The sequence below is a fragment of the Planctomycetaceae bacterium genome (assembly GCA_041398825.1).
GTDB lineage: Bacteria > Planctomycetota > Planctomycetia > Planctomycetales > Planctomycetaceae > F1-80-MAGs062.
The window spans coordinates 299,340-317,016 of record JAWKTX010000004.1; the positions used below are offsets into that span (position 1 = coordinate 299,340).

Here is a 17,677-nt window from a genome sequence, read left to right on the forward strand (position 1 = left end):
GGATGCCGACGTCGGAGACTGGGGAATGCAGCTGCAGTTGGGACACCTCAGGGGTGCCGGAGTTCCCGGAGCCAGTAGTGTAGGTATTTGCGGATTTCAGTGCTTGCCGGGTCGCTAAAAACTGATTATCCGATGAGATCGTTTGCATCGTGCTAATCCAGCGAGTCGACTGTATCTTGCCTGCACGATGCAGATCACCCGGGTAGAACTCAAGACAGCGAATCGGGCTGCCGTTAGTTGCGGATACACCGCATTCCAGCGGCAATGACGATTATCGATGCCTTTCGCGAAAGTAATTCCTGTGAACGGGTTGCCTGCTCAGCGACTACGAATTGTACTGGCCGCCTCTGAAGCGGTGCCATTTGCGAAGACTGGCGGGCTCGCGGACGTAACCGGCGCGCTGGCCGCTGCGCTTGATCGACTAGGGCACGATGTCGTACTCATTCTGCCCGATTACTTTGCCGTTCGTCAGGCGAATTCGCCACGGCTGCCTCACGTTTCCAGTACCGGACTCAAGTTTTCGATCACGATGAATGGGCGAGTGGTTGAGGGATCCGTGAACTGGACGATGCTGCCAGGCACCTCAGTGCGTGTTCTTCTCATTCGTCAGCCGGAGTACTTTGACCGACGGCAGTTGTATCAGGAGCATGGCCATGGCTATGTCGACAACTGCGAACGCTTCTGTTTCTTCAGTCGGGCCGTAATGGAAGTTTGCCAGCAAATGGTGCTTCGGCCGGATGTCATTCACTGCAATGACTGGCAGACCGGAATCATTCCTGCTTTGCTGCACAGTCAGTATTCGTCTCAGCCGGGTTTCGAAAATACCGCCTCAGTCATGACCATTCATAATATGGCGTATCAGGGGCGGTTCTGGCACTTCGATATGCCGCTGACCGGAATGGACTGGGCCTACTTCAACTACCATCAGATGGAATCGTGGGGAGATCTGAACCTGCTGAAAACCGGTATCGCGTTTTCTGATCAGGTGACAACGGTAAGTCCAACCTATGCGAAAGAGATCTGTACGCCTGACGGGGGATATGGGCTGGAAGGAACACTACGGCATCGGCAGAGTGATTTAAGCGGAATATTAAATGGTATTGACGATGATGTCTGGAATCCGGAGACGGACAAGCTTTTGCCGGCCAACTACACTTTCGACACCATCGCACAAGGAAAAGCCACCTGCAAGACGGCCCTTCAAAAACGCCTCGGCCTTGCCGAACGATCAGACGTTCCACTGCTGGGGATGGTCTCCCGAATGGCAGACCAGAAAGGATTCGACCTTGTCGCAGGCGCAGCAGAAAGACTGCTGTCCCGGGATATTCAAATGGCTTTTCTGGGGACTGGTGATCCGCATCATGAGAGCATGTTTCGTCAACTGGCAGCTGCTCATCCCGGAAAAGTTGCAGTGGAAATTGGCTTTGATGAATCACTGGCACATCAGATTGAGGCTGGCTCGGACATGTTCATGATGCCAAGCCGCTTTGAACCATGTGGATTGAATCAAATGTATAGCCTGAGGTATGGCACCGTGCCGATCGTCCGTAACGTGGGGGGGCTCGCCGATTCGGTCACCAATCTCGACATCGCCGGAAAGTCAATTTCAAAAGCCACCGGGTTTGCATTCAACGACTACAGCAGAGATGCATTTGCTCAGAGTGTTGAACAAGCCATTGACACCTGGGGAAAGCCGGACATCTGGAAGAAACTGGTCAGGAACGGGATGGCTAAGGATTGGTCCTGGCAGCGAAGCGCTGACGAATACGTCGGCATCTATCGAAAAGCACAGTCCCGGATCGCAGGGCGGCTCTCGGAAGGCCGTTGCTGAACGTACCAGGTTCGGTAATACCCAGGTTCGGTAACAGATTTCTTCCGCCGTGAGTCTACGCTCGCTCAATGGGAAAGGGAATAACCTGATCAATGCGCGTGCTTCCCGTCAGAAGCATTAACAGACGATCAAAGCCCAGGGCAACTCCCGAACATGCGGGGAGCCCGGACATCATCGCTGCACCCATTCGTTCGGCTCCCGGCAATACTCTGTTCTTGTGACACACTCGGAGAGAATTGGACTGCACTTCTCGCTCGGCAAGTTCACGGACATCTGTGAGTTCGTGGTAGCCGTTACAGATTTCGACGCCTTGCATATAAAGTTCAAACCGATCAGAAACGCGCGCATCATTTTCTGATGTTCGCGCCAGCGCAGCCTGTGACCGCGGATAAGCGGTAAGAAAGACAGGATGTTCGATCCCCAGTGCTGGTTCGATTCTTTCGGCCAGAATAACGTTAAGGATGTCGTCGACGGTGTCGTCTGACGAAAACGCGGGCAACGGGATCTGTCTGCTGGCAGCAAGTTGTTCGATTTCCAACCGGCTCTTACCAAGCACACTTTCTCCGAGGACGCTTATGAATGCGTCGTCCCAATTGAGAACTCGAAACGACTGAGGACCTGCTTCGAGTCGCGTCTCCCCGGGAAGGAAATCCAGGCCATTCCTGGCTTCGATGCAGGTTCGGACAAGATCCTCAGTGAGTCGCATTTGCTGAAGATGATCTGTACCAACTCCGTACCATTCGATGATTGTGAATTCCGGGTTATACCGATCGCCTCGTTCCGAGCTGCGAAATGATTTCGTAATCTGGTAAATGGAACCCATGCCAGCGGCCAGCAATCGCTTCATGGCAGCTTCAGGAGAAGTCTGCAGAAACATTCGCGTGCACTGAGAGGTCTGGTCAGCTCCTGTCACCTCTACCCCAGACACTTCAATGGGATTGATGTGAGTATCGACGACGACATCATGAGAGAGAAGGGGCGTTTCAACTTCGGTGTAATTTCGGTCGTCGAAAAACCGGCGTATTTGCTTCAGAAGTTCAGAACGCAGTCGGAGTATGTTCAGGCTGCAGGTTGGCTGCCAGGTTGATGGTATGCTCTTCCCTTCCATCGGTAGGACACTCTCAGGCCTGGACGGCCGCTTCCGGGCCCGCGACTGATGCCGCTGGAGATCTCTGAGCGGGATCTTCGTCGTAGAAATAGTTGGCCATCAGGCTCTCTGCAATGAACAACAGGACCAGCAAACCCATCAGCACAGGGAAGACTTCAATACCAAGCCTTCCGACTCGGACCACCTGCAGCAGATCTTCTGGTTTGGAGACTGTTGCGTAGCGATCTTCTCCAAGAATCTCATTGAGCTGTTCCGGCGGAAGTCGGTTCAGGTTGCTTTCGTCGTCTCGAAGATTGACGGAGAACGAGGACAGGAATGGGCTGGTAGACTCAAAGGGACGAATCTGATAGTGCCCCGCGTCATCTGCATCGCTGATCAGGATCGTGGTTTGATCCGCGGGAAGAGCGGCGCGTGTCTGGCGAAACTCCGGGCGCCGCAAGAGGTATTGTCCAAAACGCTGACTGGGCGGCACCTGAATTTCGACCGGTCGACCGGCAACAAAATTGTGGACCTGATCTGTGGCACCGATCAGATACTGCATAATGCTGTCGGCCAGCGGAATAAAGGACCAGTTTTCGACGACAAGGTTATTCCAGTCGCTGCCGCCATTCACCAGATTGTCCAAAGCAGAAGTAAACATCAGACATCGGCCAGAGCCAACACGGCGTTCCAGCAGCGCCGGACGATCACCAATCCCATCGTACTGCATCAGGACTGATGCCTCCGGGTGCAGTTCGACTGCCCAGCATCGATCAAACAGGGCACGTGAAAGCTCCGTACGCCATTCGTCATCGGACGCGAATTTCCGGGTGACGGCATGTTGTTCCGATACGATTTTCATCACCGATGGCTCGTCGAGATAACGAACGGGAACAATTGGCTGTGCCGGAAGTAATCTTTGACTTTCGACGGTATCCCAGCGGTTTGGCTGAATTCCCTTCGCCCCGGTGCAGATGAAAACACCACCGCCGTTTTCAGCAAATCGGAGCAGTGCTGTCCATAGCGATGCATCCGGATCCGCACTATTGACGACGCAAACAACGTCAAAATCCGAGAAAGAATACTGACTGGCCTGAAGGGTGGTCGTTCGGGTGCAGTCATAGAATTGCCATCCCAGTCGGTCAGCCTCGTCAGGCTGCAGCACATTCTTCAGGTAGTAGGTTTCTTCTTCTCGATCCGAAATCATCAGGACGCGGGGGCGATTTCGAATCCCAAAACTGAAGTAACGAATGCTGTCGTCGGGCAATGGGTCAGAGCTGGCAATTCGCACAAAACCGTTTGCAAAGGGTTGCCCTTCCGGCGCCTGCAATTCAACGGAAACGCCCACGGCTCCGGTATCGATTTTCACCGACCGGGGAGCTCCAACGCGAACTTCTGAACCGTCAGGATTAATGAGGTATGTTTCAACCATCGTTTGAGGAGAAGCAGCTGTTGTTGCCTGCACCGTTACATTCAGCTGCAGCGGGCGTCCGGCGGCGCTGCTTTCCTCCGAAAGTTCCATATTGGCCAGACTGATGTTGTTGGGTTGTGCAACGCCGATATCGATCAGGTAAAGCTGAATCCAGTCGTTCACTTTCAACAGATCTGAAAGTCCGCTTTCGTCCGGATGTTTCCAGGCTGTCAGCGACCCATCGGTCAGCAGACAGACCTCTCGGGCAAAAAGATCGCTGGCTTCTGAGATGCCGAGTTCCTCTCGAACTCGCTGGCGATCGTCGATATGGCTCTGGACGGCATCCTTCAGTCGAGCATTCAGCGATTCTGGTATCGTGGTGAGCTCCAGTGAGTCCATTCTTGACTGCGCGCCAGCGAGATCGGCCTGAAAAACCACTTCCTCTTCCTGATCCAGACCCGCCACGGCAACTCGGCTTCCCGACGGGAGTTGTCCCAGGTATTCGGCTGCCACCTGTCTGGCTTTTTCCAGCCGCGTCAAATTCTCGTGGCGATAATTCATACTGATGCTGGTATCGAATACAAACACCACAGCAACCGGGATATCCTCTGTCGCTTCATTGCGCGGGGAAAGGAGTTCACCACGAACCCGAACTCCCCATGGAAGTCCCACTGCAATGATTGAAGCCAGTATTCCACCGAAAACACATGCAATGCGATGACGGCTTCGACGCTCACGGACTTGATGCCGGGCCAGGCTGGAATTCCGGTCACGGTGCGACAGCCATTGATAGACACCAAATGCCGCGGCGGTGACAAAACCCAGCGACAACCACTCCCACCAGCGAAGGCCGTAGCGAGCGGCGGGAAGAGATGGCCTTGCAACCGCGATCACCAATGCGACGATAAGACACGCTCGAAGAAGAAGCAAAAGAAGGTGCCTCAGTTGCATTCTCCGGGCGTTCGACGGCTGGCGAGCCTTCAATAATCTTAATGCAGGAAACTCGATCCTTTTGGGCTTCGCGCGCATCACCATGTGCAGGACAACCGGAATTGTCGCCAGCAGGAGTCCACTCAGGATGCTGAAGTTGATGAATGTCATGGGAGCAGTATATTCGAGATCCCAAAACCACGCATCGGTGGAGTTAACGGAATTCAATCAGGAATTGAAGGTGCCCTGCTCTTGTTGTTGGAGAAATGATTACAAAACTCCCCGGTATGAATTGCCAGACATCCACCCAGGGCACCAGCATCTGATTGCCTTATGTGGCAGCATGCCAAGCGTCGTCGTTGGCTTAAGTCAAGCAAGCACGCTCTTCCATACCCCGATCAAACTCAGACGCCGTGGTTCAGTTTTCTGCCTCAACTGTGATTCTACACCGATGAAACACGTTCTGGTTGTCGATGACGATTTGCTGATTTGTGACGTCACAAGACAACTACTTCAAATCCCTGGACTCCAGTGCCATTCAGCGCGGAATTATGAACAGGCGGTGCGGGTGATCGAGAAGTGCTGTCCGGACCTGATTCTTCTGGATCTGCATTTACCCGGAATGAGTGGCGTTGAGATTTCTCGCCGCATCCGGGAATTACCGACCGGCAGTCAGCCTCAAATCGTGGCATTCACGGGAGATGCAGTCCGGGATGTTACAGAATTTGCGAGTGAACATGGTTTTGATGACATAATCTGTAAGCCATTCCGGGTGGCAGATTTTAATAACCTGATTCAGCGATGTCTGGAAAGACAATCGGCGAAAGTGGATCAATAGCGATCGACTGGAAAGAGACATACAAAAAATCTGTCGTGCCGGGTCATTAAGGTGGCAAAACAATCCTGAGTCGCCAGACTTCCCGTCGGTCCTGTAGAAGGCCCATTCGACTGAAAGGAATTCTCGATGCCTCAAGATGAAAACATTTCTTCCGATTCCGTACCGGCGTCTCCATCGCAGGAGCGTCCCGGTGATTCCACCACCCCGGTTCGTCGGATGTCAGAAGACTGGCTGGCCGTTTTAATCGGCGGTATTCTCCTTCTGACTTCTATCGTCGGCGTAGTCCCCACCCGAACGCAATCGATCGAACCAGGGGACAATCAGCTGACGATTGGCTATCACAATCCGCTGAAGCCTCTGATCGGAAAACCCGGAAAGTGGACTGACAGCCCCCTGGAAGCAATTCAAGGGAAGCTACCCGCCATCGGCGGAGCGTTATTGATCACGCTTATCGCCTTCGGAGCAGGAATTGCTTTGAATGGACGAAGTTCGCAGGAATTTGCGATGGCTTTTGTTTCGGTCTTCCTGATTAGCCTGATCGCCTACATCCTCTCAGAACAGGTTGTCATCAAGCGATATGGTCTCGAGTACGCGTTGTGGGCTCTCCTGATTGGATTGCTCATCAGTAACACGATCGGCACGCCAGCGTTCATGAAGCCAGGAGTTCGGACGGAGCTGTACATGAAGGTGGGCCTGGTACTGCTTGGGGCCGAGGTCTTGTTCGGCAAGCTGCTGGCTCTGGGACTGCCGGGGGTCTTCATCGCGTGGGTGGTGACTCCTATCGTCCTGATCTCGACCTTCTGGTTTGGGCAGAAGGTGTTAAAGATCGGATCTCCATCGCTGAACATGGTCATTTCAGCAGACATGTCTGTGTGTGGAGTGTCTGCGGCCATCGCCACAGCGTCTGCCTGCAAAGCCAAAAAGGAAGAGCTCTCCACAGCGATCGGGATCTCACTTGCCTTCACAGTGGTCATGATGGTTGTTCTGCCGCAAGTGATCAAGATGGCAGGTCTGGATCCCATTGTAGGTGGGGCATGGATCGGGGGAACAATTGACTCAACCGGCGCTGTTGGAGCTGCGGGGGCGATGCTGGGCGAGGAGGCGGAAGTTGTAGCGACGACAATCAAAATGATCCAGAACATTCTGATCGGAGTCGTCGCATTTTGTGTCGCGGTGTATTGGGTGACGTTTGTTGAAAGAACGCCCGACACCAAACCCGATGTCACTGAAATCTGGCGCAGGTTTCCCAAGTTCATTCTTGGATTTCTTGCGGCATCGATTGTCATGTCAATCATCAGCGAACGTGTTGACGGCGGATCGACAATGGTCAAGACCGTCATTGACGGAAGCACGAAAGGCTTGCGAGGGTGGTGCTTCTGTCTCGCATTTGTCAGCATCGGACTGGAGACTGAATTCAAAACGCTGCTCAGGTTCTTCAAAGGCGGAAAGCCTCTGGTCCTTTATATCTGCGGACAGACACTGAATCTTTGCCTGACATTATTTATGAGCTGGTTGATGTTCAAGGTCGTGTTTCCACGGGCGGCGGATGTCCTGGCGAAGTAACTTTGCCTCAATTGCAGAAACATCAGGACATTGACGTAAGTTTCCGCCACGTCGATGCGTCCTGCACCTGTAATGACACTCAAGTCAAAGAACCACGCGAACTGATCACTCGAACCAACATTGGTGTCGATTTAGTGTGGTTGGTTCGCAGTCCCGGTGCGTGTTGAAAGAAGGAACCATGAGCCACGAACAGTCATTGAAGAACCTGCAAACGGCATTAGCAATGGAGCTGACTGCTGCACATCAATATCAATTGCACGCCAGCGTGCTGATGGACTGGGGGATGGACCGGCTGGCGACGCAAATGCGAAAGGAGATGCAGGAAGAACTCGGCCATTCAGACTCATTCATTGAACGTTTGATGTTCCTGAAAGGTGAACCCAGTCTGGAGATGGCCAAAAAACCTCTGCTGGCCAGTTCTCTGGTAGAAATGTTCGAAGCCGATCTGGCTGATGAAAAGGAAGCCATTCAGTTCTACTCCGCTGCAGCCCGAACTGCAAATAATGATTCCGATATCGGGACTCGGACACTCTTCGAACGGATCGTTCTGGATGAAGAAGGGCATATGGCGTGGCTGGAACTGCAGCTGGACCTTCTGAGACGCATTGGCGAGCCAGCGTACATCTCGAAGCACATGTCGGACCCCGGCGAGTGAAGAGTGTGTGACTCGGGCGCGACCAAACGAGTGAAATGACTTCGAGAATCCGGCGTGTGCGCGTTCCCCTGAGTTCTTCGACGCCGGCGTGAATCGTCGGATGTTGAAACAAGTGGCCTTCTGACGACGTGAACACCGCAGAGGCGTATCCTGCATCAAGTTTCCGGCTCATCGCAGCAGGCTTTTTTCTGGCCTGCGCTCCCCGCTGACACGTGGGCTCATCTGTCTGCCGAACATGTGTGTCCAGTCAGACATACGTTTGTCAGTCTGCGAACGGATCAAATAGTCAGCCGAACGTGATCTCTGTTTGTCGATGTTTATGTTTCGATGATTTCGTGAATCACGTGACCGTGAACGTCTGTCAGGCGTCTGTCGATGCCGTTTTGTCGGACCGTCAGTTTCTTGTGATCGATACCCAGGAGGTGCAGGACTGTGGCGTGCAGGTCGTAGCACCAGGTCTTATTGTCCACGGCCTGATATCCCCAGTCATCGCTTTTGCCATGGCTTGCTCCGGCCCGGATACCCGCACCCCAAAGCCAGCTGACAAAACTTCCGCCATTATGATCACGACCAACGCTTCCCTGTGCGAATGGCGTTCTTCCAAATTCGGTTGTCCAGATGACGAGCGTGTCGTCGTGCAATCCCTTTTGTCTGAGATCACGCAGAAGTGCCGCAATCGGCCGATCAACACTACGAGCCATCGGCGGTAATTCGGTTTGGATGTTGCCGTGATTGTCCCAGTTGTTGACAGCCCCCTGCGGTCCGCTCCAGACCTGAATGAATCGAACTCCACGCTCAGCAAGCCGCGAAGCAAGCAGGCAGCGACGCCCAAAGTCTTCGGTTTCTTTCTGATCCAAACCATAGGCCTGATGGCTGGATTCGGACTCCCGAGTCAGGTCAAACGCTTCCGGAGCCGACAACTGCATCCTCGCGGCAAGCTCGTAGCTCGCAATTCTCGCCTGTAGTCGGGAATCATCACCGCGACTTTCCGCATGTCTCTCATTCATCTGCCGCAGCAGTTGCATTCCGGCGGCGTCAACTTCTCGGCTCGCAAACGGGAATCTGTCGGACGCAAACAAATCCGGAACGGGTTGCCGGGAAGCGGCATTGATCACGGTTCCCTGATGGAGCGATGGCAGGAACCCCGCGCTGAAACAGCCTCGCTGATTGTACGGCAGTCCCCTGGCATCTGGCAAAACCACAAATGTCGGCAGATTCTCTGTCAGATTACCGAGGGCGTAAGAAATCCACGCGCCCATACATGGAAAACCTGGCAGCAGAAATCCACTGTTCATCATGTAGGTACCGGGACCATGCACGTTAGTCCTGGTTGTCATGGCCATCAGAAAAGCCATCTCGTCGACCAGTTTTGCCTGCTCCGGAAAAACCTCACTGACCCATCGCCCTGTTTCGCCATGCTGAGCGAATCGGAATGGACTCTTCATGATCGCGCCGGCCGGCGCTGTGAATCCTTCGGGTTTCTCCTTCGGACCAAGCATCTGTCCGTGCAGACGTTCCAGTTCCGGCTTGTAATCGTATGTGTCCATTGGGCTCACACCACCCGTCATGAACAGCTGAATGACTCGCTTAACGCGTGCCGGGTGGTGACTGACCGGCCATTCACTCGATGTGGGCGTATCGACAGCTTCCGGCTCGTCCGCAGTCAGAACAGAATCATGAGCAAGCATGCCCGCCAACGCCAAAGAGCCAAATCCACCGCCACACGCCAACTGCCGGCGTGACAGGAATGGGTCCACGAATGCGTTCAGTCGAGTGTGCTCAATTATGGCAGTAATCCTCGTTCTCGAAGCTCGCTGATATTACCGGGGGCACTTGATATCACTCGATCCGACGCGTATTTCAGGACAGCAAATCCCGCCAATGCGTAGGGTGCAGAGAGGATTGCAGTTCGATCTTCTTCCTGATCATCAAGCTGCCGATTCAGTCTGGCAACGGCTTCTTCAATGGTGTCGGTGACAATCCGATCAGGGCCTGCACTGTTGCTGAGTTTCAGATTCGAAAACGCGGCAGTCCGAGCCATCAGAAACTGGATCATGCTGGCTTCGTCGTCATCCTCAAAAAAGTTTCGAATCTCCGGATGCATGTTGTCCGGCGTAATAATCCTCGCACGTGAAACAGTAACCTGCCCCTGTCGAATGGAAACTGTACCTTCCTTTTGAGACGACGAAGTGACGAGGAAATACGGCAGATCCGAATCCCCGAATGTGAAGAGACCATATTCGACGGGGCGCTCGATGCGAACCTGCCCCCATGCCTCGCGAAGTCGTTGAAATTGTTCAAACTCATCAAACATCTGATTGACTCAATTGCCCGCGTCAGGGCGGAATTGTAACAGCGGCCGGGCATCGCGCGCGAGAAAGAAAGGATCGCAGCGATGCGTTTAAGAACGTGAAGGATCGCTACTGTGCTGCACAGCAACTTTGCCAATTAACAACACTACAAATCAGTAACAGTACAGATCAGCAATCAGCAATCATTCGCAACAGGAAAGATTTTACCGTCGTGCGTGACTGGTCATGAAGTTCCAGACTCGACACGCTACAATCCCAACACGCTACACTACTGTTGCGTTTTATGCCACAAGGCCGACGGCGGCTCCAGCAATTCCACCAATCATGGAAAATATTCATGTCATTCGCCGCTTCCTTCATTCTGCCATGTTTTCTGATAGCCACAAATCTGCTGATGCTTCGCATCATTCGGCGGCAGTTCTGCCTCCGGGGCATTTTCCTGTCGTCACTTGCAAGTGGGCTGACATTGGGTGCAGCGGTTTCGCAAGCCGATGACTGGCCGGACTGGGGCGGGCCGGAAAGAGATTGTGTCTGGCACGAAACAGGGATCGTGGACAAGTTACCGACCGAGGGATTGCTTCCCCGGGTCTGGTCGGCGCCTGTCGCAGAGGGATACTCAGGACCAGCTGTCGCTAACGGACGCGTGTTCCTGACCGACAGAATGGCTGATGCGGGTACCGAACGTGTCCTGTGTTTTGATGCCGATTCAGGAAAGCAACTTTGGAAACATGAATATCCAGTGCGATATACCGTGAGCTACCCGGCTGGTCCTCGAGCAACTCCCGTGGTCGCTGGCGGGGTCGTGTACACCGTCGGCGCAGAGGGGCACATGTTTTGCCTCGCGGAAGAAGACGGGCGAGTGATCTGGAAAAAGGAATTTCAGAAGGACTACGCCACTCCACTGCCCACCTGGGGAATGGCGGCGAGTCCGCTTGTTTATGGGGATAGCCTGATCACTCTGGTAGGCGGGTCTGATGGGGGGCTTGTGATTTGCTTCGATCGAAAAACCGGGGAAGAAAAATGGCGTTCGCTGGATGACCCGGAAATCGGATATTGCCCACCCGTGATTTACGAATTTGATGGGGTGCCGCAGTTGATTATCTGGCACCCGTCGGCCGTCTCGTCACTCGATCCGTCGAACGGAAGCATCAACTGGGAGGTTCCCTGGTCCATCAAAGCGGGACTGTGCGTTCCAATGCCTCGAAAGCTCGGACAACAACTGTTCCTGACATCATTTTACAATGGTCCATTAATGCTGAAGGTTAACAGGAAATCGGCAGACATCGTCTGGAAGGGAAAAAGCAATAATGAAATCCGGACGGACGGGCTCCACTCCATCATGCCAACGCCCGTTGTGACGGAGTCAGCAATCTATGGAGTCTGCAGCTATGGTCAGCTGCGTTGCCTGAATACCCAAACAGGAGAACGCGTCTGGGAAACGCTGGAGGCCACTGGAAGTGGTCGCTGGTGGAACGCATTCCTCATTCCGAATGGTGACCGATATTTCATTCACAACGAACAGGGTGAATTGATTATTGCCCAGCTGTCTGCCGAGGGGTACAAAGAAACAAGCCGTGCCCTGCTTGTGGAACCGACGCGGCCCGTCCAGCGACGTATGACGATCTGGTCTCATCCTGCGTTTGCAATGAAGAGCGTTTTCGCTCGCAATGACAAAGAACTGGTTCGTGTCGATTTATCAAAACCATAGCTCCCGAGAAAGGAGCGGTGGCTCGATGACGACAACGTCGCCCGTACATTATTCAGGTCTGCTATGAACGAAATTTTGGGTATGCACAAAAAGCACCGTGCGCACGACGCGCTCAGACTTCAGGACACGTTCAATCGTCGACTCTTTCTCGGCAGCGCAGCAGTCACCCCTGGCGCGGCATCCATGCTGGGCAGAGCTGCTCTGGCAACTCTGATGCAAAAGCAGTCGCGAACTCAGGCCGGACCGGCATCACAGGTTGGTGATCTTCGGTTTCCGAATTTCACTCCCAGGGCGCGTCGCATCATCTATCTCTTTCAGTCCGGCGCGCCGTCGCAGATGGATCTGTTCGATCCAAAACCGCAGATGCAGGATCGACGCGGCGAAGACTTACCCGCCAGCATCCGAAAGGGACAACGGCTGACGACGATGACCAGCGGCCAGTCGAAGTTCCCCGTCGCTCCGTCGGCCTTCAAATTTGCTCAGCATGGCGAATCCGGCATGTGGATGAGCGAAGCCTTGCCAAACATGTCCACAATCGCCGATCGCTTTTGCATGATCCGCTCGATGCATACAGAAGCGATTAATCACGATCCGGCAATCACATTCTTTCAGACGGGTTCTCAACTGGCCGGGCGGCCCAGTATCGGAGCATGGGTCAGTTATGGACTGGGAAGTGAAAACGAGGACCTGCCGGCATACGTGGTTCTGACTTCATTCGGAAGCGGCCGACCTGACGATCAGCCACTCTATGATCGCCTGTGGGGATCGGGTTTTCTGCCATCGCAGCATCAGGGGGTGAAGTTTCGAAATCAGGGAGATGCGGTGCTCTATCTGAGTAATCCACCTGGAGTCTCATCTGACGCTCGGCGCAGTTCGCTCGACCGATTACGGACGCTGAATCAGCATCGCTTCGAACAGATCGGCGACCCGGAAATTCAGACACGAATTGCTCAGTATGAGATGGCGTTCCGCATGCAGTCCAGCGTGCCGGATTTGCTGGATACTTCCAGCGAGCCAAAACACATTCTGGATGCCTACGGCCCAGATGTCCTTCGTCCGGGCAGCTACGCCGCCAATTGCCTTCTCGCTCGCCGTCTGGCAGAACGCGATGTGCGATTTGTTCAGCTGTTTCACATGGGATGGGATCACCACGGAAACCTGCCAAAAGCCCTCCGTGGTCAATGCCACGATACAGATCAGCCAACCACCGCACTAATAAACGACCTTGAACAACGCGGACTGTTAAACGACACGCTGATCGTCTGGGGCGGTGAGTTTGGCCGAACAATTTATTCTCAGGGCAACCTGACGGAAACGAATTATGGCCGTGATCACCACCCGCGCTGCTTTACCGTGTTGATGGCGGGTGCCGGAATCAGAGGCGGCTACACACACGGCGAAACAGACGACTATTGCTACAACATCACGGCCGATCCAGTGCATGTCCACGATCTGAACGCCACGATCATGCATCTGATGGGCGTGAATCACGAAAAACTGACGTTCCGCTACCAGGGCCGAGACTTTCGGCTCACCGATATCCATGGTGAAATTGTGCGTCCCATTCTTTCATAACCGGTGGCCAATCATCACGATCGTCCGCTCTGTGGTGGTGACAGGCTGTCACCAAAACCTGCGTACAGCGCGATCCGCACCATGCTGGCACGCAGGACGACTGGAAACCATCGTGTTTCAAGGTCTCCCGCTCGAGCCAGTCTCAGTTTTCAACAGGCCACTGGCATCAGAATCAAGTGCAGTTCCCAACCCATCGGCCAAACCGGAGTCCTGCGCAACAACCCCTCCACCGGGATTGTCCCGCTTCATGTGTCCACGGCAGGTATGATGAGACCTGAGTCTTGAGTCACTGAGTGCCTGTCTGACGAAGACGCCACCCTATGAAAGCAGCATCTCAAGATCTTCTGCGGACAGATCCTTCAGAACGCTGCTCGCATCGTCACCTTCCAGAATGGCATCTGCAAGTTCACGCTTCTTCTTTTGCAGTTCCGCAATCTTCTCTTCGACGGTGTCGCGACAGATCAATCGATACGCGAAGACGGTTCGTTCCTGCCCGACTCGGTGAGCTCGGTCAATCGCCTGCGCTTCCACCGCCGGATTCCACCATGGATCGAGAAGGAACACGTAGTCCGCAGCTGTCAGATTCAAGCCCAGACCACCGGCTTTCAGGCTGATCAGGAACACGCGACACTCGTCATCTTCCTGAAAACGATTCACGCGGGCCTTTCGATCTCGCGTCTTCCCGTCCAGATACTCGTAGGTAATTCCTTCACGATCCAGATGATCGCGAACGATTCCCAGCATTGTCGTAAACTGAGAGAACACAAGGGCCTTGTGCCCTTCAGCGATCAGTTCCTGCAGGTGTGGAATCAGGAAGTCAAGCTTCGCGTAGGCATCCTGTTCATCGCCACGGTTCAGCAATGCCGGATGACAGGCAGCCTGACGAAGTCTTAACAGCGCCTCCAGGACGTGCATCTTGCTGCGAGCAATGCCCTGCTGCTGCACAAGTCCCAGCAGCGAATCACGATAGTGCATTCGAAGTTCGTCGTACAACCGACGTTGTTCGGTATCCATGTCGCAGTAGATGGTTTCTTCCAGGCGATCCGGCAATTCAGCGGCCACCTGCTTTTTCGTTCGCCGAAGAATGAATGGTCGAAGCCCCTTGGAAACCAGCACCCGAGCATCTCGGCTTTCCGGATCAGCAATATGCGTTCGAAACGCGGAACTGCGGCCCAGCATACCGGGGTTCAGGAATTCGAAGATAGACCAGAGGTCTCCGGCATTGTTTTCGATTGGAGTACCGCTGAGTGCAAGTCGATAGTTGGACTTCAGCAGCCGTGAAGCGCGAGCAATCTGAGACGACGGGTTCTTGATGGTTTGAGCCTCGTCCAGCACGACATAGTCAAACTGCACATCTTTCAGCACGGCGATATCACGACGTACCGTTCCGTAAGTTGTCAGGATCAGATGATTCTTAGTGAAGTCATCCCGCTGATTCGCGCGTTCCAGTCCTGTGTACTCCATCACATTCAGTTTCGGTGCGAAGCGATGACACTCGCTGACCCAGTTGAACATCAGAGACCGCGGCACCACAACCAGCGATGGCGGCGCCTTGGGTTCGTCTTCAAGACGCCTCAGCAGCATCGCCAGAAACTGAACGGTTTTCCCGAGACCCATGTCATCCGCAAGACAACCACCAAAGTTGAAGTCGTTGAGGAACTTCATCCAGGCAAGGCCTTCCTGCTGATATCCTCGTAATTCCCCCTTGAACGCAGCAGGGGCAGCGACGTCTTCGACACCGGCGAAATTACGAAATCGCTCGCGCATCGCAGCAAAGTTCTCGTCGGTCTCAACGTTATCCTGAGAAGCAAGCAATGCATCCAGCAGAGCGGCCTGAGAATTGGAGAAGCGAAGACCGTTTTCATCGACTGTTCCCAGACCGGAAATCATGCCGATCTGCTCCAGCCATTCTTCCGGAAGGATGCCCAGAGAACCGTCGTCGAGCCGAACGGTCGAGTCACCACGTTCAAGGGCTCGAAGCAGCTCCGGAAACGAAACCGAGCGACCTTCGAAGTCGATGTCGGTCTGAACTTCGAACCAGTCGATGTCAGACTGAACTCGGAACTTCATGCCGCCAGCCTGACGCACCTGACTGCCATCTGCGTAGACCGACCACCCGCCTTCAACAAGTTCTCGTACAGCCCGCCCAAGGTCGCGCCGCATGATTTCCACGTTTACCTGATGACGCGTATCGCCCAGACGCCGCCGGAATCCGGCCTGCCGGAGTTTCTCCCACGACGAATTTTCAAATTGACGGTCGCGGATGATGCAACGATTGTTCTCTCGCTGGACAACCGCCCAACGCGAACTGCTTCCGGAAACAGGTGTTCCCAGATAATCGAAAACGACCTCTGCATTCAGAGAGTCATTCTTCCATCGCATGGCTGGCGGAGAGGAAATCCGCAGGACGGGAGATGGCGTGCAGCGAATTTCTTCAAGCTGCAGTTCCTTCGGAAGTTCCAGCCGCGGCAGCGACGGAATATCCAGCAGCCGGTCAACAAAATCGTGTTGATCCGCAAGAGGGATGTGCAGTGCACCTCCTCCCGCAAGCAATTTCATCCATTCCGGAGCACCGAAGTCGCGCAAGAGGCTGATGGAATCCGCCGTGACAACAAAGCCACCGGGAACGACAAGCGGCACGTCAGAGAGCTCCATCGACTCTTCACGCCGAACAAGCAGCCCAATGACTTTCCAGCCCTCACTTTCGGTGTCCTTCCGAACCCGAATCGTCAGTTCCCACGGATCCGAATCGTCAAAGTCGAGCAATTGTTCGCCCGCTTCATCACTGCCAAGAATGCGGAGACGGCGACTTCGACAGATGTCCGGAAGGATCAGCTGCCCCAATTCAAACGGCACGTAAAATCGATGCGCTGAGGTCCGCAATTCGGCCTGCTGAGTGGACCAGTTGTTGCGTTCAGGGACCGCTCCCGAAAGGTAGGACAGAAATGTGCGGTCATCTTCATGTTCGATATGGTCCAGTTCACCGGGGCGCACCTTCAGTGGCTTGATCTTGCCCCACTGACCGCCGGCGCGGCGTTGACGCTGAGACGCCTGAATGACCAGCTTGCCGGCTTCCCGGCTGGCTTCGATATCCACTTCATAAAAGATCTGCCGTTCCTGTGGCTCGGTTTTTTTTCGGCCATCCGGAGTGGCGGACATGTCTTCAGAGAGTTCCAGAAGACGCGTTTCCCACGGCCGCAGGGCGACCTGAACCGCCCTGGGTTTCGATTTCGCTTTTCCGGATCGAGGCTGAGCAATATCGTCCGGATCTTGGCCATCGGACAGATCATCCACTGAAATTGGCTGATAGGCGGTTGCCGCCACGAAGGGCTGCAGCCGTCCCGGACGAATCGTCGGGTTGACATATCCACCGCTGTCAGCTGACAAGACGGTCGCCCAGAGATGTTTGCAGGCTTTTGAACGAGCATACTGCTCGCACGTGCAAAACATCGACATATCATCCGGCTGATATCGAAGCTGCGTCTGAAACTCTTCACCATCCTGCACGACGGCAAACAGATTCTCAGGAGTCACGCGAACAATAGAAATTCGCTCTGCTTCAATATATGCAGCGCCTCGGTGGCGCAGGTCGGCCCGAAAACGATTTTGCAACAGCTCCGCGAGTGTCATAGGTTCCGGTTCAAATCATCTGTCTGAAGGGACGGACTTACTGCAAGCAGAGTTGCCCGTCCGGTTCTGTGTGAATTTATCATCCGTGTGAAGGCGGATCGGGAAGGGTAATCGAAAGGTGGCGTGCTTGAACAGAA

At 54.2% G+C, this 17,677-nt stretch carries 11 protein-coding genes; 6 read left to right on the forward strand and 5 right to left on the reverse strand.

Going from position 1 to position 17,677, the window contains the following annotated elements:
- The first annotated feature begins 301 nt into the window (after positions 1–301).
- Complete coding sequence (glgA, locus tag R3C20_09515) at positions 302–1,831, forward strand: glycogen synthase GlgA (GenBank protein ID MEZ6040734.1); 1,530 nt, start codon at positions 302–304, stop codon at positions 1,829–1,831.
- Positions 1,832–1,886: 55 nt separating this feature from the next.
- On the opposite strand, the gene epmA is transcribed toward glgA, so the two are convergent.
- On the reverse strand, positions 1,887–2,939 hold the full coding sequence (gene epmA, locus R3C20_09520; GenBank protein ID MEZ6040735.1) for an EF-P lysine aminoacylase EpmA: 1,053 nt from the start codon (positions 2,937–2,939) through the stop codon (positions 1,887–1,889).
- A gap of 13 nt (positions 2,940–2,952) precedes the next feature.
- Complete coding sequence (locus R3C20_09525; protein MEZ6040736.1) at positions 2,953–5,430, reverse strand: BatA domain-containing protein; 2,478 nt, start codon at positions 5,428–5,430, stop codon at positions 2,953–2,955.
- Between the two features lie 280 nt (positions 5,431–5,710).
- Here R3C20_09525 and R3C20_09530 point away from each other — a divergent pair, with 280 nt between their 5' ends.
- The 3 genes from R3C20_09530 (at position 5,711) to R3C20_09540 (ending at position 8,315) form a co-directional block, all read left to right on the forward strand.
- Positions 5,711–6,097 (forward strand): response regulator, encoded by a 387-nt coding sequence (locus tag R3C20_09530; GenBank protein MEZ6040737.1) that lies wholly within the window; start codon positions 5,711–5,713, stop codon positions 6,095–6,097.
- Between the two features lie 126 nt (positions 6,098–6,223).
- Positions 6,224–7,660 (forward strand): putative sulfate exporter family transporter, encoded by a 1,437-nt coding sequence (locus tag R3C20_09535; GenBank protein ID MEZ6040738.1) that lies wholly within the window; start codon positions 6,224–6,226, stop codon positions 7,658–7,660.
- Between the two features lie 178 nt (positions 7,661–7,838).
- On the forward strand, positions 7,839–8,315 hold the full coding sequence (locus R3C20_09540) for a bacterioferritin (GenBank protein MEZ6040739.1): 477 nt from the start codon (positions 7,839–7,841) through the stop codon (positions 8,313–8,315).
- Between the two features lie 317 nt (positions 8,316–8,632).
- Here the strand turns inward: R3C20_09540 and R3C20_09545 are convergent, their stop codons facing one another.
- Positions 8,633–10,072 (reverse strand): DUF1501 domain-containing protein, encoded by a 1,440-nt coding sequence (locus tag R3C20_09545; GenBank protein MEZ6040740.1) that lies wholly within the window; start codon positions 10,070–10,072, stop codon positions 8,633–8,635.
- 26 nt (positions 10,073–10,098) lie between these two features.
- The gene (locus R3C20_09550; GenBank protein ID MEZ6040741.1) at positions 10,099–10,629 is read right to left on the reverse strand and encodes a hypothetical protein; all 531 of its coding nucleotides are present in this window, start codon (positions 10,627–10,629) and stop codon (positions 10,099–10,101) included.
- Positions 10,630–10,964: 335 nt separating this feature from the next.
- Between R3C20_09550 and R3C20_09555 the strand changes: the two genes are divergently transcribed.
- Both R3C20_09555 and R3C20_09560 read left to right on the forward strand, forming a co-directional pair.
- The gene (locus R3C20_09555; protein ID MEZ6040742.1) at positions 10,965–12,335 is read left to right on the forward strand and encodes a PQQ-binding-like beta-propeller repeat protein; all 1,371 of its coding nucleotides are present in this window, start codon (positions 10,965–10,967) and stop codon (positions 12,333–12,335) included.
- An 81-nt stretch (positions 12,336–12,416) separates the two neighbouring features.
- Positions 12,417–13,910: a DUF1501 domain-containing protein gene (locus tag R3C20_09560; GenBank protein MEZ6040743.1), complete on the forward strand. Its 1,494-nt coding sequence runs from the start codon at positions 12,417–12,419 to the stop codon at positions 13,908–13,910.
- A 318-nt stretch (positions 13,911–14,228) separates the two neighbouring features.
- On the opposite strand, the gene R3C20_09565 is transcribed toward R3C20_09560, so the two are convergent.
- Entirely contained in the window at positions 14,229–17,540 is a 3,312-nt protein-coding gene (locus tag R3C20_09565; protein ID MEZ6040744.1) for a DEAD/DEAH box helicase, read from the reverse strand.
- Positions 17,541–17,677: the final 137 nt, after the last annotated feature.